The organism is Cellulomonas sp. PS-H5, assembly GCF_019265565.1.
Taxonomy (GTDB): Bacteria; Actinomycetota; Actinomycetes; order Actinomycetales; family Cellulomonadaceae; genus Cellulomonas.
Genome location: NZ_JAHVCI010000027.1, coordinates 16,300 through 40,261, shown reverse-complemented (window position 1 = coordinate 40,261; position 23,962 = coordinate 16,300). Strand labels below are relative to the sequence as shown.

20 protein-coding genes are annotated in these 23,962 nt (G+C 74.0%); 5 read left to right on the top strand and 15 right to left on the bottom strand.

Annotation, left to right across the window (positions count from 1 at the left end; genetic code table 11):
* Positions 1-2: 2 nt before the first annotated feature.
* From J5O08_RS11890 to J5O08_RS11875, 4 genes are all read right to left on the bottom strand, one after another.
* A complete protein-coding gene (locus J5O08_RS11890) occupies positions 3-1,295 on the bottom strand; it encodes an extracellular solute-binding protein (protein WP_168216964.1) in 1,293 nt (430 codons plus the stop codon).
* A 480-nt stretch (positions 1,296-1,775) separates the two neighbouring features.
* Positions 1,776-1,874 (bottom strand): 30S ribosomal protein bS22, encoded by a 99-nt coding sequence (locus tag J5O08_RS11885; protein ID WP_003792170.1) that lies wholly within the window; start codon positions 1,872-1,874, stop codon positions 1,776-1,778.
* A gap of 179 nt (positions 1,875-2,053) precedes the next feature.
* Complete coding sequence (locus tag J5O08_RS11880) at positions 2,054-2,302, bottom strand: helix-turn-helix domain-containing protein (RefSeq protein ID WP_147795354.1); 249 nt, start codon at positions 2,300-2,302, stop codon at positions 2,054-2,056.
* 180 nt (positions 2,303-2,482) lie between these two features.
* Positions 2,483-3,664 (bottom strand): acetoin utilization protein AcuC, encoded by a 1,182-nt coding sequence (locus tag J5O08_RS11875; protein WP_218707088.1) that lies wholly within the window; start codon positions 3,662-3,664, stop codon positions 2,483-2,485.
* A gap of 134 nt (positions 3,665-3,798) precedes the next feature.
* Between J5O08_RS11875 and J5O08_RS11870 the strand changes: the two genes are divergently transcribed.
* The 5 genes from J5O08_RS11870 to J5O08_RS11850 all read left to right on the top strand — a co-directional run bounded on the left by J5O08_RS11870 (position 3,799) and on the right by J5O08_RS11850 (position 9,716).
* Complete coding sequence (locus J5O08_RS11870) at positions 3,799-5,175, top strand: TrkH family potassium uptake protein (protein ID WP_218707087.1); 1,377 nt, start codon at positions 3,799-3,801, stop codon at positions 5,173-5,175.
* Between the two features lie 109 nt (positions 5,176-5,284).
* Entirely contained in the window at positions 5,285-5,920 is a 636-nt protein-coding gene (locus J5O08_RS11865; protein WP_308160964.1) for a TrkA family potassium uptake protein, read from the top strand.
* Entirely contained in the window at positions 5,917-7,158 is a 1,242-nt protein-coding gene (locus tag J5O08_RS11860; RefSeq protein ID WP_308281583.1) for an ROK family transcriptional regulator, read from the top strand. The genes J5O08_RS11865 and J5O08_RS11860 overlap by 4 nt, the downstream gene beginning before the upstream one ends.
* Positions 7,159-7,306: 148 nt before the next feature.
* Positions 7,307-8,566, top strand: a complete 1,260-nt coding sequence (locus tag J5O08_RS11855; RefSeq protein ID WP_308281582.1) for a SpoIIE family protein phosphatase — start codon at positions 7,307-7,309, stop codon at positions 8,564-8,566.
* Positions 8,567-8,687: 121 nt separating this feature from the next.
* Positions 8,688-9,716 carry a magnesium and cobalt transport protein CorA gene (locus J5O08_RS11850; RefSeq protein ID WP_218707086.1) on the top strand — a complete coding sequence of 343 codons (1,029 nt, stop codon included), beginning with the start codon at positions 8,688-8,690 and terminating at the stop codon, positions 9,714-9,716.
* Positions 9,717-9,808: 92 nt separating this feature from the next.
* Here J5O08_RS11850 and mmsB read toward each other — a convergent pair whose 3' ends face one another.
* The 11 genes from mmsB to J5O08_RS11795 form a co-directional block, all read right to left on the bottom strand.
* On the bottom strand, positions 9,809-10,990 hold the full coding sequence (gene mmsB, locus J5O08_RS11845) for a multiple monosaccharide ABC transporter permease (protein WP_217615154.1): 1,182 nt from the start codon (positions 10,988-10,990) through the stop codon (positions 9,809-9,811).
* Positions 10,987-12,525, bottom strand: coding sequence for a multiple monosaccharide ABC transporter ATP-binding protein (mmsA, locus tag J5O08_RS11840; protein WP_218707084.1), 1,539 nt, complete (start codon positions 12,523-12,525; stop codon positions 10,987-10,989). The genes mmsB and mmsA overlap by 4 nt, the downstream gene beginning before the upstream one ends.
* A gap of 110 nt (positions 12,526-12,635) precedes the next feature.
* A complete protein-coding gene (gene chvE, locus J5O08_RS11835; RefSeq protein ID WP_218707082.1) occupies positions 12,636-13,778 on the bottom strand; it encodes a multiple monosaccharide ABC transporter substrate-binding protein in 1,143 nt (380 codons plus the stop codon).
* A gap of 417 nt (positions 13,779-14,195) precedes the next feature.
* The gene (gene araA, locus J5O08_RS11830; protein ID WP_218707080.1) at positions 14,196-15,704 is read right to left on the bottom strand and encodes an L-arabinose isomerase; all 1,509 of its coding nucleotides are present in this window, start codon (positions 15,702-15,704) and stop codon (positions 14,196-14,198) included.
* Positions 15,701-16,447: an L-ribulose-5-phosphate 4-epimerase gene (locus J5O08_RS11825; RefSeq protein ID WP_218707078.1), complete on the bottom strand. Its 747-nt coding sequence runs from the start codon at positions 16,445-16,447 to the stop codon at positions 15,701-15,703. The genes araA and J5O08_RS11825 overlap by 4 nt, the downstream gene beginning before the upstream one ends.
* 26 nt (positions 16,448-16,473) lie before the next feature.
* A complete protein-coding gene (locus J5O08_RS11820; protein ID WP_218707077.1) occupies positions 16,474-18,087 on the bottom strand; it encodes a xylulokinase in 1,614 nt (537 codons plus the stop codon).
* Positions 18,088-18,393: 306 nt separating this feature from the next.
* Positions 18,394-19,395: a LacI family DNA-binding transcriptional regulator gene (locus tag J5O08_RS11815; protein ID WP_218707101.1), complete on the bottom strand. Its 1,002-nt coding sequence runs from the start codon at positions 19,393-19,395 to the stop codon at positions 18,394-18,396.
* 52 nt (positions 19,396-19,447) lie between these two features.
* The gene (gene proC / locus J5O08_RS11810; protein ID WP_218707075.1) at positions 19,448-20,296 is read right to left on the bottom strand and encodes a pyrroline-5-carboxylate reductase; all 849 of its coding nucleotides are present in this window, start codon (positions 20,294-20,296) and stop codon (positions 19,448-19,450) included.
* Positions 20,297-20,371: 75 nt separating this feature from the next.
* Positions 20,372-20,704, bottom strand: coding sequence for a YnfA family protein (locus J5O08_RS11805; protein WP_218707073.1), 333 nt, complete (start codon positions 20,702-20,704; stop codon positions 20,372-20,374).
* A gap of 122 nt (positions 20,705-20,826) precedes the next feature.
* Positions 20,827-23,037 (bottom strand): biotin/lipoyl-binding protein, encoded by a 2,211-nt coding sequence (locus tag J5O08_RS11800; protein ID WP_218707072.1) that lies wholly within the window; start codon positions 23,035-23,037, stop codon positions 20,827-20,829.
* A complete protein-coding gene (locus J5O08_RS11795; RefSeq protein WP_218707071.1) occupies positions 23,030-23,944 on the bottom strand; it encodes a DUF5666 domain-containing protein in 915 nt (304 codons plus the stop codon). Before J5O08_RS11795 ends, J5O08_RS11800 begins: the two co-directional genes overlap by 8 nt.
* Positions 23,945-23,962: the final 18 nt, after the last annotated feature.

Sequence of the window (23,962 nt, the reverse complement as noted above, 5' to 3'; positions counted from 1 at the left end):
CGTCACGCCGGCGGCTTGGTCTTGAGGGCGGCGTCGAGGCTGCCGATCAGGCGGTCGACGGCGGCCTCGGGGGACGACTTGTCGAGCCAGGCGCCCTGCAGCGCCTCGCCGACGCGCGCCTGGAAGTCCGACCCGGAGCCGGTGAACCAGGCCTGCGGGTCGAAGACGGCCTCCTCGCTCGCCGCGGCGTAGTGCGACTGCGGCACCTTGGCCTGGTACTCGGCGGACTCGGTGACCTCGCGGTTGGCCGGGATGTGCCCGCCGTCGGACCAGAGCAGCGACTTGTTGAGCATCGCCGCGACCGTCGCGTAGGCCGCCTCGCGCTTCTCGGGGTCGAGGTTGACCTGGTGCGGCAGCACGAACACGTGCGAGTCGCCGTAGGTGGCGGGGGTGCCGAAGATGTTCGGCATCGGCATGGCGTCCACGTCGACGCCGGCCGTCAGGAACGACTGCAGCTCCCAGTTGCCGTTGAAGCACATGCCGACGCGGCCGGTGGAGAAGTTCGCGACGGCCGACGGGTAGTCGGAGTTCGCGATGGCCACGGTGTCGTCGAGCCAGGACTGCACCCAGCTCACCGACTCGACCAGCGCGTCCCGGTCCAGCTCCGCGGGCTGCCCCGGGTTCAGCACGACCTCGTTGCCGGTCTGCGCGTACAGGCCCCAGAGCATCCGGGACATCTGCGCGCCGTCGCCGGTGTAGCCGTAGCCGACGCCCGCGTACCCGGTGACCTCCGCCATGGCCCGCCCGGCCTCGATGAAGCCGTCGGGCGAGTCGACGCCCGCCAGCTTCCCGTCCGGACCCAGGATCCCGGCCTGGTCGGCCAGCCCCTTGTCGAAGAACAGCAGGAACGCGTGGAAGTCGAGCGGGACGGCCCAGAGCTTCCCGTCGATCGTCGCCCGGTCCCACAGCGCCGGCGGGAACATGTCCTCGGTGACGCCGTGCTCGGCGAGCAGGTCGAGGTCCCAGGGGTCGAGCACCCCGCCCGGGACCCAGCCGGCCACCCGGGTCAGGTGCATGACCGCCAGGTCGGGGGCGCGGCCGCCGACCGACGCCATGATGAGCTTGGTGTAGTACGGCGCGCCCCAGGTGAGCACCACGGGGTCGATCCCGATGGCCGGGTTCTCGTCCTGCACCTCGGTCATCATCTGCTGGAAGATGCCGCCGTCACCGCCCGTGAACAGGTGCCAGAGCTGGATCCGCGTCTGGTTCGACGCGGCAGCGGCGTCGCCGCCGCACCCGCTCAGCGCCCAGGCCGTCCCGAGGGCACCGGCCCCCGCCACGGCTCCCCGGAGCACGGACCGGCGGCTGTACGCCGCTCGCCCCGGACCCCCGCGAGCTCCTGAGATCATCCTCGACCTCCCGCCTCCGCCGGCGCGCACGGCACCGGAGGGTTTTCATCGTTGAAGAACCGCTCGGCAGTGAATCAGGACGGGACAAACCCCGTCAAGGGGTGACGATCCACCCCGGTGTGCCACGTGGCAACACGGCGCGCCGGTGCGCCCGGGAAGCGGTGCCCGCGGGTGCGCCGAGCGCCCCGGCGCGGGGCCTCGCGACGCCACCCAGGCGTCGACCGCGCGGGCGCCGCGCCATCCCCACCCGATTCTCGCGGCACGACCCGATCGATCGGGGTGCACCGCGAGAATCGGGTGGGAACCCGGCGGGCGGCAGGAACGCAGCCGGCGGCGGGCCTCCCGGTGCGCGTGCCCCGGGCACGACGAGGGGCCCGGCACTCGGTGCCGGGCCCCTCGTTCACGTCGCCGCTCGCGCGGCGGCCGTCACTTCTTGTTGCGACGCTGGTGACGCGTCTTGCGCAGCAGCTTGCGGTGCTTCTTCTTCGCCATGCGCTTGCGGCGCTTCTTGATGACGGAGCCCATGGGGTCCTCGCTTCCTGTGGCGAGCGCTCGCAGCGCCCCGCCGGGTCGTGGTCGATCGACGCGCGGCACGACGAACGCCCACGCACGGGAAAGTCCGCCCCTACCTTACGCGATCGGCGACGCCGTCCGCGACGCGCCGGTGCGCGACCGCCCCGGGGCGGGCGCGCGGTCCGCGCGGGTCAGGAGGACAGGCGGCCGGCGCGCGGCCCGCCCTCGTCCGCCTCGCCCTCGGCCTCGAGGTCGAGCCGGGCGGTCGCGAGGTAGTGGTCGAGCGCGTCCTGGGGCACCCGGAACGAGCGGCCGACGCGCACCGCGGGCATCTCGCCCGAGTGGAGCAGCCGGTACACCGTCATCTTCGAGACGCGCATGACCTCGGCGACCTCGGCGACGGTGAGGAACCGCACCCGCGGGGGCTGCTCGCTGGTCATGGCCGCTCTTCTCGCTCGTGCGCGCACGACCCGTGCGCGGAACTGGGTGCACACAGGTGCCGCGACGACACCTTAGAGCCTGCTGAGGCTGGTGTGAAAGGGGAGACGGGTGGGACCACTCCCCGGAGTGCATCCACCCTCCCGCACCACCCTCGCGGGCGCCTCCCGGGGCGGGCGGGGTCAGTCGTGCAGCGGGTCCAGGCCCAGGAGCGGGAAGGCCGCCGAGCGGGTGGCTCGGACGGCGCGGTCGACGTCGTCCGCCGGGTCGAAGCCGTCCGCCCAGGGGCGCCACGCCGGCCCCGCGCCGTCGGACATCGACCCCGGGGCCTCGCGGCCGTAGAGCGCGACGACCTGGTCCAGCCAGGCCTGCGGCATCCGCGTCGCCGGGTCGACCGGGGCGTGCGCCGCGACCCCCAGCAGGTGCGTCCACGCGCGCGGCACCACGTCGACCACCGCGTACCCCCCGCCGCCGAGCGCCAGCCACCGGCCGCCGGACACCTCGTGCGCCAGGTCGTGCAGCCACTCGGACACCAGCCGCTGCGCGTCGACGGAGACGTCGAGGTCGGCGATCGGGTCCTCGACGTGGGTGTCGCAACCGTGCTGCGTGACCAGCACCTGCGGGGCGAACGCCCGGAGCACCGGCGGCACCACGGCGTCGACCGCGCGCAGCCAGCCGGCGTCGCCGGTGTGCGAGGGCAGCGCCAGGTTCACCGCGCCGCCGGGCGCGCCGGGTCCGCCGGTCTCGTCCGGGAAGCCGGTCCCCGGGAACAGGGTCGCGCCGCTCTCGTGCACCGAGACCGTGAGCACCCGCGGGTCGTCCCAGAACGCGCGCTGCACGCCGTCGCCGTGGTGCGCGTCGACGTCGACGTAGGCCACCCGCTCGGCTCCGGCCGCGAGCAGGGCACGGATCGCCACCGCGGCGTCGTTGTAGACGCAGAACCCGGACGCCGCACCGGGCATCGCGTGGTGCATCCCGCCGGTGAGGTTCACGGCGTGGTCGGCGCGACCCTCCCAGACGGCGAGCGCCGCCTCGCGGCTGCCGGCCACGATGCGCGCCGCCGCCTCGTGCATGTGCGGGAACACCGGGTCGTCCTCGGTCCCGATGCCGCGGGCCGGGTCGCCGGCGCCGCCCGCGGACGCGCGCCGCACGGTCGCGACGTACTCCGGCTCGTGCACGGTCTCGAGCTGGGCGTCGGTCGCGGGCTCGGCGCCCACCACCTCGACGCCCGGCAGGTCCAGCAGCCCCAGCGCCCGCGCGAGCCGCACCGTGAGGTCCAGCCGCAGCGGCGCCATCGGGTGCCCGGGGCCGAAGTCGTAGTCGAGGAGCTCGGGCGTCCACACCACGCGCACCCGGGCCGTCATGCCCACACCGTAGCCGCTGACCGGCCGCACCCACCCGCTCGTGCCACAGTGGTGCTCCCCGCGCGCTCGCACGCACGGGCGCACGCGGCGGCGACCTGCCCCGCGCGCGGACGCGGTGCACGGCAGGAGGGCGGATGGCACGGGGCCTCCCCGGGGTGGTCTGGTCCGGGCGCGAGCTCGTCGACCGGCTGGCCCGCCAGTCCCCCGCCCGGCTGGCGCTCGGCGTGTTCGCGTCGGTGATCGTGGTGTTCACAGGCCTGCTGTCGATGCCGTGGGCGACCGCGTCCGGCGAGCGGGCGCCGTTCGTCGACGCCTTCTTCACCGCGACGTCGGCGGTGTGCGTCACGGGCCTGGTCACGGTGGACACCGGGACGTACTGGTCGACCGCGGGCCAGGTGACCATCCTGGTCGGCATCCAGATCGGCGGCCTGGGCGTGATGACCCTGGCGTCGATCCTCGGCCTCGCGGTGTCCCGGCGGATCGGGCTGACCCAGAAGCTGCTGGTCACCTCGGAGACCAAGACGACCCGGCTCGGCGAGGTCGGCTCGCTGGTGCGGACGGTCATCGTCACGTCGGTGGTGCTCGAGGTCGCGATCGCGCTCGTGCTGATCCCGCGCCTGCGGATGCTCGGCGACTCCTGGGGCGAGGCGGTCTGGCACGGGGTGTTCTACGCGGTCTCGGCGTTCAACAACGCCGGCTTCATCCCGACCACCGAGGGCCTGGCGCCGTTCGCCGCCGACTGGTGGGTGCTGCTGCCGATCATCGTCGGGGTGTTCATCGGGTCGCTCGGCTTCCCGGTGATCCTCAACGTCGCGCGCACCTGGCGCCGGCCCCGCCGGTGGAACCTGCACTCCAAGCTGACGATCACGACCAGCCTGGCGCTCGTGGCGTTCGGCGCGGTGGTCGTCGCGGCGTTCGAGTGGACGAACCCGAAGACCCTCGGCGGCATCGGCTGGAACGAGACGCTGCTCGCCGCCCTGTTCGCCGGCGTCATGCCGCGGTCCGGCGGGTTCTCGACGGTGAACGTGGCCGACATGCACGAGGGCACCTGGCTGCTCAACGACGCGCTGATGTTCGTCGGCGGCGGCTCCGCGTCGACCGCGGGCGGCATCAAGGTGACGACCCTCGCGGTGATGCTGCTGGCCATCGTCGCGGAGGCGCGCGGCGACCGGGACGTCGAGGCGTACGGCCGGCGGATCCCGCGCGAGGCCCTGCAGGTCGCGATCGCGGTGTCGCTCGTCAGTGCGACGATCATCCTGGTGGCCTGCCTGCTGCTGCTGGCGATCACCGGGCTCACCCTGGACGTGATCCTGTTCGAGGTGATCTCGGCGTTCGCGACCTGCGGGCTGTCCACCGGGATCACCGCCGACCTGCCCGACGCCGGCAAGTACGTGCTCGCCGTCCTGATGTTCATCGGCCGGACCGGCACGATGACGCTCGCCGCGGCCCTCGCGCTGCGCAGCCGTCGCCGTGTCGTCCGGTTCCCCGAGGAGAGGCCGATCATTGGATGACCTGACCCGCACCGGCGCGACCGGCCTGAGCCCGCTGCCCGGCGACTCCCGGCGCGGCGACCGCCGCGGTCCCGAGGGCCGCGCGAAGGGCCCCAAGCGCGAGGCCGGCATCCTCGTGATCGGCCTCGGCCGGTTCGGCTCGGCCATCGCCGCGACCCTGGACCGGCTCGGCCAGGACGTGCTCGCCGTCGAGCGGGACCCCGACCTGGTCGCGCAGTGGACCGGCCGCATCCCGCTGGTCGAGGCGGACGCCGCCAACCCCGAGGCTCTCGAGCAGGTCGGCGCGCGCGAGTTCTCCGTGGCCGTCGTCGGCGTCGGGTCCTACCTGGAGGCGTCGGTGCTCATCACCGGCAACCTCGTCGACATGGGCACGCCGCAGATCTGGGCCAAGGCCGTCAGCGCCGAGCACGCCCGCATCCTGCAGCGCATCGGCGCGCACCACGTGGTGCTGCCCGAGGCCGACGCCGGGTCCCGGGTCGCGCACCTGGTGTCCGGGAAGATGCTCGACTACATCGAGGTCGAGGACGGGTTCACGATCGTCAAGATGAAGCCGCCGCGCGAGACGCAGGGCTTCACGATCGGGCAGTCGAAGATCCGCGAGCGGTACGGGGTCACGGTCATCGGGGTGAAGAGCCCCGGGATCGACTTCGTGTACGCGACCCCGGACACCCGGATCGCGGCGAACGACCTGCTGATCGTCTCGGGCCACGCGGAGCTGCTCGAGCGGTTCGCGGCCCGGCCGTGACGGGCGCGCCCGCGGGCGACGGGCGCACCGGCCGGACCGCGCGCCCCGAGCCGGTCCCGCCGGGCCGCGACCTGCCGTCCGACGCCGCGCCCGCGCCCCGCGACAGCCGCGGGCTGCTGCTCGCCGCGCTCCGCCGCGAGGACGCGCGCACGCAGGTCGAGCTCTGCCGGGCGACGGGCCTGTCGCCCGCGACGGTGTCGACCGCCGTGGCGGCCCTCGCCGCGGAGGGCCTCGTCCGGGTGTCGCCGACGACGCGGTCCGGCCGCCGGGCGACCCAGGTGCAGCTCGCCCCGGCCGGCGCGCTCGTGGGCGTGCACTGCTACCTCGACGAGGTCCGGGTCGTGCTCGACCGCGGCGACGGCGAGCCGGTCGAGGCGGCGATCCCCCTGCCGGCCGTGCCGGGGGCGGGGCAGCAGCGGGCCGAGCACGCGGTGCGCGCGGCGCGGGCGCTGCTCGACCGCGTGCTGCGGGACACCGGCACCGATCCCGCCGCGGTCGCGGCGGTCGGCGTGGGCGTCCCCGCGCCCGTCGAGGTGCGCACCGGCCGCGTCGCGGGCGCCGGGGTGCGCGCGGGCTGGGGCGGCATGGTCGCCGCGCCCGCGCTGCTGGCGCCGGCGCCCGGGGTGCCCGTGCTGTTCGACAACGACGGCAACCTCGGCGCGCTCGCGGAGGCGCGGCTCGGCGCGGGGCGAGGGCGGTGGTCCGTCGTGCACGTCGCGCTGGGCGAGGGCGTGTCGGGCGGCGTCGTCGTCGGCGGGGAGGTGGTGCACGGCCGCACGGGCACCGCGGGCGAGCTCGGCCACCTCACCATCGACCCGGACGGCCCGGTGTGCTCGTGCGGCAACCGCGGGTGCCTCCAGGTGCTCGCGGGGGCGTCGGCGGTGCTGGACCTGCTGGTGGCGAGCCACGGGCGCCTGACCGTGCCGGAGCTGCTCGCGCACGCCGCGGCGGGCGACCCCGGGTGCCGCCGGGTGCTGTCCGACGTGGGCCGGCACCTCGGCACCGCGCTGGCCTCGGTGTGCACCGTGCTGGACCCCGACGTGCTGGTGGTCGGCGGGGCGCTCGCCGGTGCCGGGGACGTGCTGCTGGACCCCCTGCGCGAGGTGCTGGCCGAGCGCACCGCCGTCACGGCGGGCGCGGTCGTCGAGGTGGTCGCGGGGCGGCTCGGCGTGGGGGCGCCGGCGCGCGGCGCGCTGCTGCTGGCCCGGGACGCGGCACTGGGGGGCGTCGGGGGCTGACCGCCCGCCGGCCCCGTGCGGCCGGCGACACCCTGCCGCACGTCCGTGCACGTGTCCGGGAGCACGCGCCCCCGGGCTCATCCCGCGCCGCAGGATGCCGATGTATCCGGGAGAACAGGACCGTCGCGCACGCCCCGGGAGGTGATCGGTGCCGACCCGCACGACCACCCCCTCGGTGCCGACCCCGCGCGAGCCCGCGCGCGGCGGCGCCGGCCCCGCCGCGCCGGCGGTGCCGCCCGCGCCCGTCGCCGACGCCACCGGCCCGACCGTCGTGGTCGCGCCCCTCGACGCGGCCGCACCCGCCGCGCGCAGCCTCCCGCAGCGCCTGGCCGCGCTGGAGCAGCTGGGCACCGTCACCGGTGCCGTCGAGCCGCGCTTCGACCGGGTCGTCCGGCTCGCGCGGCAGCTCTTCGACGTCCCCACCGCCACGGTGTCGCTCGTCGGCGCCGGCGAGCCCGCCCCGGCGCCGATGGTCGTGCCCGCGGAGCTCGCCGGGACCCCCGCGCCCGGCCGCGACGGCGTCGCCGTCCTGGAGGACCGCGGCCCCGACGCCCGGCTGCGGTTCTACGCCGAGCACCCGCTCGTCGGCGCCGACGGCCGGACCCTCGGCACCCTGTGCATCGCCGACACCCGCCCGCGCCGGTTCACCGCCGACCAGTCCGCCCTGCTCCGCGACCTCGCGCACTGGGTGGCCAAGGAGCTGAGCGTCGACGCCGAGCTCGAGCGCGCCCAGCAGGTGCAGATGGGCCTGCTCCCCCAGGAGTCCCCGCGGGTCGACGGCTACGAGCTGGCCGGCGCGTGCCTGCCGAGCAGCCAGGTCGGCGGCGACTTCTACGACTGGTACCCGGCCGCCGACGGCGTGGTGCTCACGCTCGCCGACGTCATGGGCAAGGGCCCGGCGGCCGCGATCCTGGCCGCCGCCGTGCGCGCCGTGCTCCGCGGCTCCGCGCAGGGCGAGTCCGTCGACCGCGCCATGCTCCAGGCGGGCGCCGTGCTGCACGCCGACCTGTCCGGCGCGGGCCTGTTCGCGACGGCGTTCCACGCGCGGCTCGAGGCCGCCACCGGCCGCGTGACGTACGCCGACGCCGGGCACGGGCTGACGCTGGTCGTGCGCGCCGACGGGTCCTGGGAGCGGCTGGACGCGCTCGGGCTGCCGCTCGGCGTCACGGACGAGGCCACCCGGGACCTGGGCGAGACGCACCTCGGGCCCGGGGACCTGCTGCTCGCGTTCAGCGACGGGGTGCTCGACCTGTTCGACGGGTCGCTGCGCTGCGTGCCGCTGCTGGTCGGCGAGCTGCTGGACTGCCCGAGCGCGGACGAGGCCGTGCAGCGGGTGCTGCGACTGGCGGCCGTGAGCGCGAGCCGGCCGGACGACGTCACGGTCGTCGCGCTGCGCCGCGCCGCCTGAGCCGGGCCGATCGGATCCATCGGCACCGGCACGCCGGGGCGTGTCCGCGCGGACGGATCCATTCGCGCGTGCCGACGTGCACGCGCGGGACGGCCGCGCCCCGCGGACCTATCGTGAGGGAGTGACGGACGTGCAGCGCACCGGGGCCGACGCCGTGATCGGCGACTGCGGCCTCTACACCGGCGGCGAGCGGGTGCCCGGGCGGGTCCCGCTCGGGAAGGCCGCGCACGTCGCCGACGCCACCGACGGCTACGTCTGGGTCGGCCTGCGCGAGCCCACGAACGCCGACATCGCCGAGGTGGCCGACGAGTTCGCGCTGCCGGCGCTGGCCGTCGAGGACGCCGTGCACGCCCACCAGCGGCCCAAGCTCGAGGTCTACGACGACGTCGTGTTCGCCGTGCTCAAGCCCGTCCGGTACGTCGACCACGTGGAGGTCGTCGAGGTCACCGAGATCGCCATGTTCCTCCGGCCGCAGGCGGTCGTGTCCGTCCGGCACGGCGAGGGCGGCGTGCTGCGCCAGGTGCGCGCGGAGCTCGACGCGGGCGTGCCCGCCGAGGAGGACTTCGGCCCCGCGGGCGTCCTCTACCGGACCGCCGACCGCGTCGTGGACGCCTACGAGGTCGCGCTCGGCCACATCGACCTGGACGTCGACGAGATCGAGCTGCAGGTGTTCGGCCCCGGCGACGACGACCACTCCGAGCGCATCTACAAGCTCAAGCAGGAGGTCGCGGAGTTCCGCCGGGCGATGCTGCCCCTGCAGCGGCCGCTGGAGCGGCTGGCGGCCGGCGAGGTGCCGCACGTGCCTGCCGCGGCCGAGCCGTACTTCCGCGACGTGCACGACCACCTGCTGCGAGCCGTCGACCAGATCGAGGTGATCGACCGGCAGCTCACCGACGTCCTGCAGGCCAACACCGCGCGGGTCACCACGGGCCAGAGCCGGGTGGCGCTGCGGCAGAACGAGGACATGCGGAAGATCTCGGCCTGGGCGGCGATCGCGCTGGTGCCCACGGCCGTCGCCGGGATCTACGGGATGAACTTCGAGCACATGCCGGAGCTCGGCACGCGGTACGGGTACTTCGTGGTGCTCGCGGTCATCGCGGGCGCGTGCGTGGCCCTGCACCGCGCGTTCCGCCGCAACCGCTGGCTCTGACCCCCCGGCCCGGTGCACCGGACGCAGCGAGGGCCGGGACCCGGGGTCTCCCCCGCGTCCCGGCCCGCGCCGGCCGTGCGATGCGCCCGAGGTCAGCGGGCGGCGCCCGCGCGGCGCTTGTTGTAGATGTCGAACGCCACGGCCAGCAGGAGCACGAGGCCCTTGACGATCTGCTGCGTCGACTGCGGCACGCCCATCAGCTGCATGCCGTTGGACATCACGGCCATGATCAGACCACCGACCATGGCACCGGTCACGCGGCCGACACCACCGGTCGTCGACGCACCGCCGATGAAGCAGGCGGCGATGGCGTCGAGCTCGAACATGTTGCCCGCGCCGGGCTGCGCGCCGTTGGAGCGGGAGGAGTAGATCGCACCCGCGACACCGGCCAGGAAGCCCATGTTCACGAAGATCCAGAAGTTGACCTGCTTGACCTTCACGCCGGACAGCTGGGCGGCGTTGAGGTTGCCACCGATCGCGTAGACGTGGCGGCCGAACACCGTGCGGGTGGTGACCGTGTTGTAGGCCAGGATCAGCACCGCGAGGATGATCAGCACGATCGGCAGGCCGCGCGAGTGCGCCAGCTGCCAGGCGAACGCCATGACGACGACCGCGATCGCGACGATCTTCAGGATGAACAGCGGGAGCGCCTCGACCGACTGCTGGTAGCGGACGCGGCCCATGCGGGAGCGCCAGGCGGAGTACGCGTAGCCGACGATGGCGACCGCCGCGATGATCAGCGTGAAGGCGTCGAAGCCGTTGCCGCCGAGCAGGCCGTTGATGAAGCCGCCGGCGACCTTCTGGTACGAGGAGGGGAACGGCGACAGCGAGATGTTGTTCAGCACCTCGTAGGTGAGGCCGCGGAACAGGAGCATGCCGGCCAGCGTCACGATGAACGCCGGGATCCCGACGTACGCGACCCAGAAGCCCTGCCACGCGCCGACCAGGAGGCCGACCACGAGGGCGGCGAGGATGCCGACCCACCACGGCTGGCCGTTCTTGATGACCAGGATCGCGGACACCGCGCCGGTCAGCGCCACCACGGAGCCCACCGAGAGGTCGATGTGCCCGCCGATGATGACGATCACCATGCCGATGGCGAGGATCAGGATGTACGAGTACTGCAGGACGATGTTCGTGATGTTGCCCGGTGCGAGCAGCACGCCGTCCGTGAGGATCGCGAAGAGCGCGATGATCGCGACGAACGCGATGTAGATGCCACTCGTCCGCAGGTTCTTGGTGAAGATGTCCCGCAGGCCTTCCACAGCCGTCATCGAACCGTTTCCTTTTCCTTCGTCATGAGCTCCATGAGGCTCTCCGGGGTGGCGACCGCGCGCTCCTGCACGCCGGTGATCCGGCCGAACGCGAGGGTGTAGATGCGGTCGCAGATGCCCAGGAGCTCGGGCAGCTCGGAGGAGATGACCACGACGGCCTTCCCCGCGTCCGCGAGCTTGTTGATGATCGTGTAGATCTCGTACTTGGCGCCGACGTCGATGCCGCGGGTCGGCTCGTCCAGGATCAGGACCTCGGGGTCCGTGTAGATCCACTTGGACAGCACGACCTTCTGCTGGTTGCCGCCCGACAGCTTGCCGGTCAGCGCCATCACGGTCGGCGACTTGATGTTCATGGACCGCCGGTACTCCTCGGCGACCTTGATCTCCTCGTTGCCGTTGACCCAGCCGGCCTTCGACAGCTTGCCGAGGGCCGCGGCCGAGATGTTCCGGCGGATGTCCTCGATGAGGTTGAGGCCGTAGGTCTTGCGGTCCTCGGTCGCGTACGCGAGCCCGTGGCCGATCGCCTCGCTCACCGAGCGGGTCTTGATCTCCTTGCCGTGCAGGAAGACCTTGCCCGTGACGTTGCGGCCGTAGGACCGGCCGAAGACGCTCATCGCGAGCTCGGTGCGGCCCGCGCCCATCAGGCCCGCGATGCCGACGATCTCGCCGGCGCGGACGTTGAAGGACGCGCCGTCGACGACCACGCGACCCGGCTGGGTGGGGTGCTCGACGTGCCAGTCCTCGACCCGGAACACCTCCTCGCCGACGTGCGAGACGTGCTCGGGGTACCGGTGCTCGAGGTCCCGGCCGACCATGCCCTTGATGATCCGGTCCTGGGTGACCTTGTCCTCGACCATGTCGAGGGTCTCGATCGTCTTGCCGTCGCGGATGATCGTCGTGGAGTTCGCGATGTCGGCGATCTCGTTGAGCTTGTGCGAGATCATGATCGAGGTGATGCCCTGGCCCTGCAGGTGACGCAGCAGGTTGAGCAGGTGCTCGGAGTCCGAGTCGTTGAGCGCCGCGGTCGGCTCGTCGAGGATGAGCAGCTTCACCTTCTTGGAGAGCGCCTTGGCGATCTCCACGAGCTGCTGCTTGCCGACGCCGAGCTGGCCGATCGGGGTGGTCGGGTTCTCGTCGAGGCCGACCCGGGCCAGCAGCACGGCCGCCTCGGAGTTCGCCCGGTTCCAGTCGACGAGGCCGTGGCGCGCCCGCTCGTTGCCGAGGAAGATGTTCTCCGCGACCGAGAGGTAGGGCACCAGAGCGAGCTCCTGGTGGATGATCACGATCCCCTTCTCCTCGGAGTCGTTGATCGAGCTGAACTCGACCGTCTCCCCGTCGAAGCGGATCTCCCCGTCGTAGGTGCCGTGCGGGTACACGCCCGACAGCACCTTCATGAGGGTGGACTTGCCGGCCCCGTTCTCCCCGCAGATCGCGTGGATCTCCCCGCGCTTGACGTTCAGGTTGACGTCCTGCAGCGCCTTGACCCCGGGAAAGGTCTTGGTGATGGAGTGCATTTCCAGGATGTGGTCGCTCATGCGGCCTCGACCGTCCTCAGTCGTGTCGGGCGATGGAACACGTCGCCGCGGGACCGGCCGGCACGAGTCGTGCCGGCCGGCCCGCGTCGGTCACGCGGTGGGTCGGGGGGTCAGGAGGCCTGACCCGCCGCGACCTCCTCCTCGGTCCAGTAGCCCGAGTCGATGAGGAGCGACTGGATGTTGTCGGCGTAGACGATGTCCGACTCCAGCAGGAACGACGGGACGACCTTCACGCCGTTGTCGTAGTCCTCGGTGTTGTTCGCCTCGGGCTCGTCGCCCTCGAGGAACGCCTGGGCCGAGACGACGGCCTGCTCCGCGAGCTTGCGGGTGTCCTTGAAGATCGTCGAGAACTGCACGCCGTCCTTGATGAGCTTGACGGAGGCGATCTCGGCGTCCTGGCCGGTCACGATCGGCAGGCCGGCCTCGATGCTGTCGCCGTAGCCGGCGTTCTGCAGCGCGGTGATGATGCCGCGGGAGATGCCGTCGTAGGGCGAGAGCACGCCGTCGACCTTCGAGCCGTCCGAGTACGTGGAGGTCAGCAGGTCCTCCATGCGCTTCTGGGCGGTCTCCTGCAGCCAGCGGAGCGTGGCGACCTGCTCGATCTCGGTCTGGCCCGACTTCACGACCAGCGTGCCGTTGTCGATGTACGGCTGCAGCGTGTCCATCGCGCCCTTGAAGAAGAAGTGCGCGTTGTTGTCGTCCAGCGAGCCGGCGAACAGCTCGATGTTGAACGGGCCGGTCGCGCCGGCCTCGTTGCCCTCGGCGTCGAGGATGCCCAGGCCGACGAGCAGCGAGGTGGCCTGCTGGACACCGACGTTGTAGTTGTCGAACGTGACGTAGAAGTCGACGTTCTCGGTGTCGCGGATCAGGCGGTCGTAGGCGATGACCGGGATGCCCTGGTCGGCCGCGGCCTGCAGCTGGTTGGCCAGCGCGGTGCCGTCGATCGAGGCGACGATCAGGAGGTCGGCGCCCTTCGTGATCATCTGGTCGATCTGCTGCGCCTGCGTCGGGATGTCGTCGGCCGCGTACTGCAGGTCGACCGTGTAACCGGCCTCCTCGAGCTGGCTCTTGACGGCGTCGCCGTCCGCGATCCAGCGCTCCGAGGTCTCGGTCGGCATCGCGACGCCGATCGTGAGGTCGCTGGGGTCCGCGTTGGTCTCGTCGCCCGTGGTGCTGCCGGCGCCGCCGCCGGAGCACGCCGCCAGGCCGAGCGCGAGAACGCCGCCGAGCGCGACGAACCGGATGCTCTTCATGTCCTTCTCCTCCTCGAGAGGGTTGCTGACCTCGTCGTCATGGGCCCGGATTCCGCACCGTCGCCCGTCCTGCCCTGCGCCGCGTGCCGGGGTCGTTCTCCCCCGCCACCGGCGAGCACGTGCACACTCTCGCGGCCTTGACTTCAAGAAGTCAAGCCAAAGGAACGGGGCCCAGGTTGCAGATGGGTAACGGTCCGAAGCCCGGGGGCGACCGGTCGCGTCACCGCAGGTCACAGGCGTTTTTTCGGACTTTCGACCCCGCGGGTCGCGCGCCCGGATCACCCGCTCGGCGCACGCTCTTGAGTTCGCTCACCGAAGTCAGAGGGCCGAACGGGCGACAGCCAGGTGAGCGCTCACACGGCGACGGCCCGCCCCCGCAGCAGCGGGGCCGGGCCGTCGGGACGGAGGGGCGGGGGCTCAGAACCCCTGCGCGATCCGGTAGTACACCTGGTTCCAGCGCACCTGGTCGCGGAAGCCGCGACGGGTGGTGTCCTGGTCGATGACCAGGAGCTCGGTGCCGGCGATGTCGGCGTAGATCTCGAACGCCTCGACGCCCACCGCGGTCGACATGACCGTGTGGTGCGCGCCGCCGGCCGTCAGCCAGGCCTCGGCCGACGTGGCGAAGTCCGGACGGGGCTCCCAGACCGCGCGGGCGACCGGCAGGTTCGGCAGCTCCTGGGTCGGGGGCACGACGTCCACGACGTTCGCCGTCATCCGGAACCGGTCCCGCATGTCGGCCAGCGACACGACCACGGCCTCGCCCGGGTCGGCGTCGAACACCATGCGGACCGGGTCCTCCTTGCCGCCGATGCCGAGCGGGTGGATCTCCACCTTCGGCTTCGACGTGGTCAGGGAGGGGCAGACCTCGAGCATGTGCGCACCGAGGATCTTCTCCGCGCCCGGGGTCAGGTCGTAGGTGTAGTCCTCCATGAGCGAGGCGCCGCCGGGCAGGCCCTCGCCCATCACCTTGGCCGCGCGCACCAGGACGGCGGTCTTCCAGTCGCCCTCGGCGCCGAAGCCGTAGCCCTTCGACATCAGGCGCTGGACGGCCAGGCCCGGGAGCTGGCGCAGGGCGCCGAGGTCCTCGAAGTTCGTCGTGAACGCCTTGGCGCCCACCTCGGTCAGGAAGGTCTCCAGCGCGATCTCCTGGCGGGCCGCGTAGCGGAGCGACTCGTGGCGGTCGCCGTCCCGGCGCAGCTCGGGCGCCACGTCGTAGAGCTCCTCGTACTGGGCGACCAGCGCGTCGACGTCGGCGTCCGCCACGGCGTCCACGGCGGCGACGAGCTCGTTCACGCCCCAGGTGTTGACCGAGACGCCGAACCGCAGCTCGGCCTCGGTCTTGTCGCCCTCGGTGACCGCGACGTTGCGCATGTTGTCGCCGAACCGGACGAGCTTCAGCTCGTGCGTGGCGGCCCAGCCCGCGGCGGCGCGCGCCCAGGTGCCGACCCGCTTCGCGACGGCCGGGTTCGACGCGTGGCCGACGACGGTCGTGCGCGCGACGCCGAGCCGGGAGGCGATGTACGCGTACTCGCGGTCGCCGTGCGCGGCCTGGTTGAGGTTCATGAAGTCCATGTCGATGCTGTCCCAGGGCAGCTCGACGTTCGCCTGCGTGTGCAGGTGCAGCAGCGGCTTGCGCAGCTGGTCCAGGCCGGCGATCCACATCTTGGCCGGGCTGAACGTGTGCATCCAGGTGATGACGCCCAGGACGCGGTCGTCGGAGTTCGCGTCGAGCATCGCCCGGCGGATCGACACGGAGTCCTTGAGCACCGGCTTCCACACGATGCGGACCGGCACGTCGGCGGCCTCGTCGAGGGTGCGGGCGACCTCCTGGGACTGCTCGGCCACCTGGCGCAGGGTGTCCTCGCCGTAGAGGTCCTGGCTGCCGGTGAAGAACCAGACCTCGCGGTCGGCGTAGGGCTTGCTCATGCGTCCTGCTCCTTCGTGGCCGCAGCGGCGCTGCTCTGGCCGTAGACGTTCTGGTACCGGGCGTACAGCGAGTCGACCTGGTCCTGCGGGATGCGGGTGGGCTCCCCGAGCTGGCGGGAGATGTGCACGGTGCGCGCGACCTCCTCGACCATGACGGCGGCCTTGACCGCGGCCTTGGCGTCCTTCCCGATCGTGAAGGGGCCGTGGTTGCGCATGAGCACCGCCGGGCTGCGCGATTCCCGCAGCGTCTCGACGATGCCGCGGCCGATCGAGTCGTCGCCGATGAGCGCGAACGGGCCGATCGGGATGTCCCCGCCGAACTCGTCGGCCATCATCGTCAGCACGCACGGCACCGGCTCGGCCCGGGCGGCCCAGGCCGTCGCGTAGGTCGAGTGCGTGTGCACGACGCCGCCGATCTCGGGCATGTGCGTGTAGACGTAGGCGTGCGCCGCGGTGTCCGAGGACGGGCTGCGGGTGCCGTCGACGAGGTTCCCGTCGAGGTCGCACACGACCATCGACTCGGGGGTGAGCTCGTCGTAGGTCACGCCGGACGGCTTGATGACGAGCAGGTCGGCGGCCGACGGTCCGGCCGGGTCGACCTGGACGCGCTGGGACACGTTGCCCGCGGTCCAGACGATGAGCTCCCAGCGGGGCAGCTCGGCGTGCAGCGTCGCGACGACCTCGCGGGTGCGCGCGACCGCCTCCTGCACCTCGGCCGGGTAGTCGGCGAGGGTCCGGGTCATGGGGTCTCCTCCTCGGGAGTGGGTGGTCAGAGGGCCTCGGTCGCCGCGCGCTCGACGGCGAGGCCGGCGCGGTAGCGGTCCAGGAACTGCTCGTAGCCGGCGACGTCCGCCGGGTCCGGGGTGACGGTGTCGACGTCCGCGCCGGCGAACACGCGCTCGGTCAGGTAGGTCGGCAGGTCCTGCTCGGCCGCGGCGTCGAGGTACGCCGCGAGCACCGCGATGCCCCAGGCGCCGCCCTCGGCCGCGGTCTCGCCGACCGCGACGGGGGCGTCGATCGCCGCCGCCAGCAGGCGCTGTGCGACGCCCGCGGTCCGGAACATCCCGCCGTGCGCGAGCATCGCGTCGATGGCGACGCCCTCGCCCTGCAGCACGTGCATGCCGAGGCTGAGCGTGCCGAACGCCGAGTACAGCTGGGTCCGCATGAAGTTCGCGAGCGTCAGCCGGCTGTCAGGGGTGCGCACCACGAGGGGGCGGCCGGCGTCGAGGCCGGTGATCGGCTCGCCGGACAGGTAGTTGTAGGCGAGCAGGCCGCCGCCGTCCGCGTCGCCCTCGAGCGCGGCGCGGAACAGCGCGCCGAACACGTCGTCGGCCGCGGCGGGCGCGCCGAGCGCGGTGGCGAACTCGCCGAAGAGCCCTGCCCAGGCGTTGAGCTCGGACGCCCCGTTGTTGCAGTGCACCATCGCGACCAGGTCGCCGGCCGGGGTGGTCACGACGTCGAGCTCGTGGTGCACCCGCTCCAGCGGCTTCTCCAGCACGACCATCGCGAAGATCGACGTCCCGGCGCTGACGTTGCCGGTGCGCGGGGCGACCGAGTTGGTCGCGACCATGCCGGTGCCGGCGTCGCCCTCGGGCGGGCACAGCGGGATGCCGGCCCGCAGCGTGCCGGTCGGGTCGAGCAGCGCGGCGCCCTCCTCCGTCAGGCGGCCGGCGTCGGCGCCCGCGGGCAGCACCTCGGGGAGCAGCGCCTCGACCTTCAGGCCGGGGCGGCGGGTCGCGACGATCTCGTCGACCTGGGCCAGCATCGTCGCGTCGTAGCCGCGGGTGGCCGGGTCGATCGGGAACATGCCGGACGCGTCACCGACGCCGAGCACCTTGCGCCCAGTGAGCCTCCAGTGCACGTAGCCGGCCAGCGTGGTGGTGAAGTCGATCTGCGGGACGTGCGGCTCGTGGTCGAGGATCGCCTGGTAGAGGTGGGCGATCGACCAGCGCAGCGGGATGTTGAAGCCGAGCTTGTCGGTGAGCTCCGCGGCCGCGCGGCCGGTCGAGGTGTTCCGCCAGGTGCGGAACGGCACCAGCAGCTCGCCGTCGGCGTCGAACGGCAGGTAGCCGTGCATCATCGCGGAGACGCCGAGCGCGCCGAACGTCGTCGGGCGGACGCCGTACCGCTGCTCGACGTCGGCCAGCAGCGTGGCGATCGACTCCTGGAGGCCGGCCCACACGGCGTCGAGGGAGTAGGTCCACACCCCGTCGACGAGCTGGTTCTCCCACTCGTGGCTGCCGGTGGCGACCGGTGCGTGGTCCGGGCCGATCAGGCAGGCCTTGATCCGGGTCGAGCCGAGCTCGATGCCCAGCGAGGTCCGGCCGTCCGTGATCGCGGCGGCGATCTCGTCGCGGCGTGCGTCGTCGTGCTCCTGCGCCATTGCGTGCTCCGTCCTCGCCGTTCGGGCAGCACTGCCCGCTCGCCTGCGATGTTCCCGCACGCGGCTGAGCGCCGCGTCCTGCCGCCGATGTTAGCGCTCACACGCCCGCGCGCCAACCGCCCTGCTGACGCCCGCGGGCACCCCCACTCCCTGGGGGCACCACCCGCCGAGATGGCAACTCTCGGCTGCGCGCTGAGCCCACGTCACAGCCGAGAGTTGCCATCTCGGCGAGGGGACGCTCGCGGCGGGCGGGCGGGGGCGAGCGGGCGGGGGCGAGCGGGCGGGGTGGGTTGCGGTGGGGTGGGGTCAGCGCGCGGCGGGGGCGGGAGGCGCGGTGCTCGCGCGGGGGACCAGGGTCGCCGGGAGGAGGGTGCGGGGCGGGGGGTCGCCCGCGAGGGCGCCGACCAGGGCGCGGATCGCGCTGCGGCCGAGCGCCGGGAAGTCCTGCCGGACGGTCGTCAGCGGCGGCACGAAGTACGCCGCGCCGGCCTCGTCGTCGAAGCCGACCACCGACACGTCCTGCGGCACCCGCAGCCCGCGCTCCCAGAACGCCCGCAGCAGCCCGAGCGCCAGCTGGTCGTTGGCGGCGAAGACGGCGGTCGGCGCGCCGGCGTCGGCCAGCCGCAGCCCCTCGCGGTACCCGGACTCGGCGGACCAGTCGACCTCGACCGGCTCCGGCGCCCCGACGCCCGCGGCCGCGCACGCCTCGCGCCAGCCCGCGAGCCGCTCCTGCGCGTCGAACCAGTCCTGCGGCCCGGCCAGGTGCACCACCTCGCGGTGGCCCAGGTCGACGAGGTGCCGGGTCGCGGCCCGGGCCCCTTCGCGCTGGTCGACGCCGACCGCCACGACGTGCGCGGGCCCGGGCACGGGCTCGCCCGAGGTCACCGACACGACCGGCACCGGCACGTCGAACGCCGCGACCGCCTCGGCCACGTCGACCTGCGGGGCGATGATCGCGATGCCCTCGACGGCCTGGTCGAGGAAGTGGTCGAGCGCCCCGCGCATCGTGCCGGCGTCGAACGTGTCGATCGCCGCGACGCTCACGTAGTAGCCGACCTCGCGCGCCGCGCTCTCCAGGCCGATGAGCGTGCTGGTCGGGCCGTGGTGCACCGACGACGTCGTGACGACGCCGAGCGCCCCGGACCGCCGGGTGACGAGCGCCCGGGCCGCGCTGTTGCGGCGGTAGCCGAGCTCGGCGATCGCCGCGAGCACGCGGTCGCGGGTCTCGGGCCGGACGCTCGGGTGGTCGTTGAGCACGCGCGACACCGTCTGGTGCGACACCCCGGCCAGCGCGGCGACGTCGCTCATCGCGGGCGGTCGCCGCACGGCGGGGGCGCCGGGCGTGCCGGTCACGGCGGGCCTACCGGTCCCCGCGGGGCGACGGGGCCGCCGCCGCGCCGAGCTCCCGCGACCGGTCGTGCGCCGCGCGCGCCGCCGCGACGACACCGGCCCGGACGCCGTGCGCGTCGAGCTGCGCCACGCCCGCCACGGTCGTCCCGCCGGGCGACGACACCCGCTCGCGCAGCACGACCGGGTGGTCACCGGTCTGCGCGGCCAGGGCGGCCGAGCCCTCGACGGTCGCGACCGCCAGCCGGGTCGCCAGGTCGCGGGTCAGCCCGAGCAGGACCCCGGCCTCCGCCATCGCGTCGATGAGGTAGAACGCGTACGCCGGGCCCGAGCCGGAGATCGCGGTCACGGCGTCCAGGTCCTTCTCGGCCACCCGGACGACGAGCCCGGTCGCGGCGAGCGCGCGCTCGGCGAGGTCGAGGTGCTCGTCGGTCGCGTGCGTGCCGGGGGCGATCGCGCTGGCGCCCTTGCCGACCAGCGCCGGCGTGTTGGGCATGACCCGGACGACCGGCGTGCCCTCCGGCAGCGCCGCCTCGTACACCGCGACGGGGATGCCGGCGGCGACCGAGACGACCAGGGTGCCGGGTCGCAGCGTCGGGGCGATCTCCGCCAGCACGTCCGGGACGACCTGCGGCTTGACCGCGATCAGCACCAGCCCGGCGCCCTTGACGGCCTTGGCGTTCGGGTCGGCCGCGCGCACCCCGTACCGGCTCGACAGCTCCATGGCGCGGGCGGCGCTGCGCTCGGTGACGTCGACGTCGTCGGCGGTCCAGCCGGCCGCGAGCAGGGCCGTGACCAGGGCCTCCCCCATGACGCCGCCGCCGAGGACCGCCGCGTGCGGTCGTGCCGTGGTCTGCGTCATCGGGTGTCCTCCGGTGGTGGTCGTGCGGGTGGGGCTGGCGGCGAGCCTAGTCCCGGTGCCGGCCGGCCCGGCCGCTCAGGCCGGCCGCGGCGCGTACATGATCACCGCGACCCCGGCGAGGCACAGCAGCGCGCCCAGCACGTCCCACCGGTCGGGCCGGAAGCCGTCGGCCACCATCCCCCACGCCAGCGAGCCGGCGACGAACACGCCGCCGTACGCCGCGAGGATCCGGCCGAAGTGCGCGTCCGGCTGCAGGGTCGCGACGAACCCGTACAGCCCGAGGGCGATGACGCCCGCGCCGATCCACACCCAGCCCTTGTGCTCGCGCACGCCCTGCCAGACCAGCCACGCGCCGCCGATCTCCAGCAGCGCGGCGAGCGCGAACAGCAAAACCGACCGCAGCGGCATGCGGAGCCCTCCCCTGCCGGGCCGCGGGCGGGCGCCGGCGGGTCCAGGGTGGCAGAAGGGCGCCCGGCCGGGTCCGCGCAGGGGGACGCGGGGACCGGCCGGGCGCCGTCGAGGGCCCGGGATCAGCTCCCGGGCGGGCCGCCGGCCGGGAGCTGCCCGCCGCCGAAGCCGCCACCGCCGGGGAAGGACGTCTGGCCCTGGCCCGACGACGAGTCGCCAGTGCTGCCGCCCAGGCCGCTGAGCCCGCCGCTGGACTCCGGGTCGTCCGACACCAGCGACTGGCTCAGGTCCGCCAGCACCACCTCGTCGCCCTCGGACAGGCCGGACACGATCTCCGTGAGCTCGGAGCCGACCGCCCCGCGCTCGACCTCGACCGACTCGACCGTCCCGCCGCTGAGCACCTGCACCGTGGCGGTCGAGCCGTCCAGGTGCACCGCCGACGACGGCACGGTGAGGGTCCGCTCAGAGGCGGCGACCGCGATGGACACCTGCGCCGAGGAGCCGTTGTAGAGCGCGACGTCCTCCGGGTCGACGGCGATGTCCACGGTGTACGTCGGGTCGGACGACGTGGTGGACGCGTCGAGGATGCCGATGGCCGTGACCGTGCCGGTCAGGTCCTCGTCGCTGGTGCGCACCGAGAGGGCCGCCTCCTGGCCGACCTCGACCAGGTCGACCTGGCTGAGCGGGACCGTGGTGGACACGGTGTACCCGTCGTCGCCGATGACCGTGATCACGGCCGACGTCGACGACGCCTCGACCTCGTCACCCGCCGCGATCGACACCGCCGCGACGGTGCCGGCGATCGGGCTGGTGAGGTCGATCAGGTCCAGCCTGCTCTGCGCGACGGCCAGCTCGGCCTCGGCCTGGTCGATCGCGGCCTGGTCCGCCAGCAGGTCGGCCGCGGTGGCGACCGTCGAGCCGCCCGAGCCTGACATGCCGGAGGCGGAGGAGCCCGTGCCCGAGGAGCCGGTGCCCGACGAGCCCGTGCCCGACGACGTGGAGCCCGAGCCGCCCGACGAGCCGGTGGGCAGCGAGCCGGTCGTGCCGCCGCCCGTCGTGCCGCCCTCCGTCGTGCCACCGGTGTCCGTGGAGCCGCCGGTGTCCGTGGAGCCGCCGGTCGTGCCGCCTCCGGAGCCCGTGCCGCCCGAGCCCGCCGCCGACGTCAGCGCGTCCTGCGCCGACGTCACCGCGGTGTCCAGGTCGGTCACGAAGGTCATGAGGCTGGTCTGCGCCTCGTCGACGGTCGTCTGCGCCGCGAGGACGGTGGTGATCGCGTCCTGGCACGACGTGAGGTCGCCGGTCGTGGTGCTGGTGGTGAGCGCGGCGCCGGTGATGACGGCGCCCGAGGTCGCGGCGACGCCGGTCGCGTCGGTCGTCCCGGCGTCGGTCGTCCCGGCGTCGTCCGCCGCGCCGTCGGTCGGCTCCTCCGTCGTGCCGTCCGCCGCGTCCTCGGTCGGCTCGGCGCTCGGCTCCGCGGTCGAGCCGTCGCCGGACCCCTCGCCCGCGTCGCCGGCGTCGTCCGAGCCGTCGTCGTCGAGCACCGCCTGGCAGACCTCCCGCGCCGCCGTCGTCGCCGACGACGCCTCCGCCAGGGCCGCCTGCGCGGTCTGGTACTGCGTGAGCAGCGCCTGCTGCGCGGCCTTGACCGCGGCGACGGCCTGCGTCACAGCGGGGCCGACGTCGGTCTGGCCGCCGTCGGTCGTCCCGCCGCCTCCGCCCGTCGTCCCGCCGGAGCCCCCGCCGCTGGAACCGTCGGTCGACCCGGACCCGCCCGACGACCCCGACGTCGAGCCCGATCCCGAAGACCCCGTGCCCGTCGAGCTGCCCGTCGCGCTGCCCGTCGCGCTGCTGGTCGCGCTGCTGCTCGTGCTGCTGCTCGACGTCTGCGAGTCGATGTCGTCCTCCAGCTGCTGCTGCGCGTCCGCGACGGCCTGCTCGGCCTCCTCGACGGCGTCCTCCAGCGAGGCCGTGTCGAGCGTCGCGAGCACCTGACCCGCCGTGACGGTGTCACCCACGGCCACGTCGACCGCGCCGACGGTGCCCGCGACGGAGAACGCCCGGTCGTACCGGCTGGCGGAGGCGACCGTGCCGGTCGCGTCGATGGTCTGCTCGACCGTGCCGAGCTCGGCCGTCGCCGTCCGGTAGCCGCTGCCGGTCGAGCCGTTGACCGCGAGGGCCACGCCGCCGCCGACCAGGCTCAGCGCGGCCGCCGTGGCGACCCCGCCGATCAGGAGCCGGCGCCGGTGCGCTCGCCGCCGGGCCAGGGCCTTGGGGGTGAGGGCCGGGGCGGCGGTCGACCGTCGCCCGGCGCGCCGCTTCAGGCTGTCACGCATCGGAGCCCTCGCCCTCGGAGCCGGAGCCGCCGGGTCCGCCCGCGCCGCCCGGGCCGCCGCGCCCGCCGAACCCGGTCGAGCAGCCGGCGTCGGTCGCGTCCGACAGCGTCAGGCTGGTCGCGGCGACCTGGCCGCTGCTGTCCGCCTCGCCCTGCGCCGTGACGCACCGGCCGACCGCGATGGCCGTGGCGTCCGCCGCGACCGTGCTGGTGAACGTGGTGGCGGCGTCGACGGTGATCGTGGCGGTGGTGGTCGTCGCGTCGTCCGACCCGGGCATCCCGGTCGGTTCGACCGTGATCGTGCTGCCGTCCACCGCGGTGACCAGGCCGGAGGTGACCCCGCCGAAGCCGCCCGACCCGCCGGACGCGCCGTCCGGGGCGCCGCTCGGCATGTCGGTCGGCGCACCGCCGGGCAGCTCGCGACCCTCGGCCCCGTCGGTCGGCATCCCGCTGGGCATCTCGCCGTCCGCGGGCATCCCGCCCCCGCCGGAGCCGCCGCCGAAGCCGCCCGTGCACTCTCCGTCGGTCGCGGCGGTGATCGCCACGGACGTCGCCGCGGCGTCGTCGTCGCCCGAGGTGAACGCGACGACGCACGACCCGACGGTGACGTCGGACAGATCGGCCGTGACGGTCTGGGTGATCGTCGTCGTGCCGTCCCAGGCGACGGCGGTCTGGCCGTCGTCGCCCTGCACCTGCAGGAGCGCGTCGCTGACGGCGGCGATCTCGCCGGAGGTGCCGCCGCCGCCGGGCATCTCGCCCGACCGGTCGCCGGGGTCCTGGGCCTCCGCCGTGCCGGTGCCGCTGCTCGCGGTGCCGGCGTCGGTGGTGTCGCCGGAGCAGGCGGCGAGCAGCACCAGGACCGCCACGGCGGCGGGGGCGGCCAGCAGGCCGGTGCGGGTACGGGACATGACTCTCCTCGGGGTGGT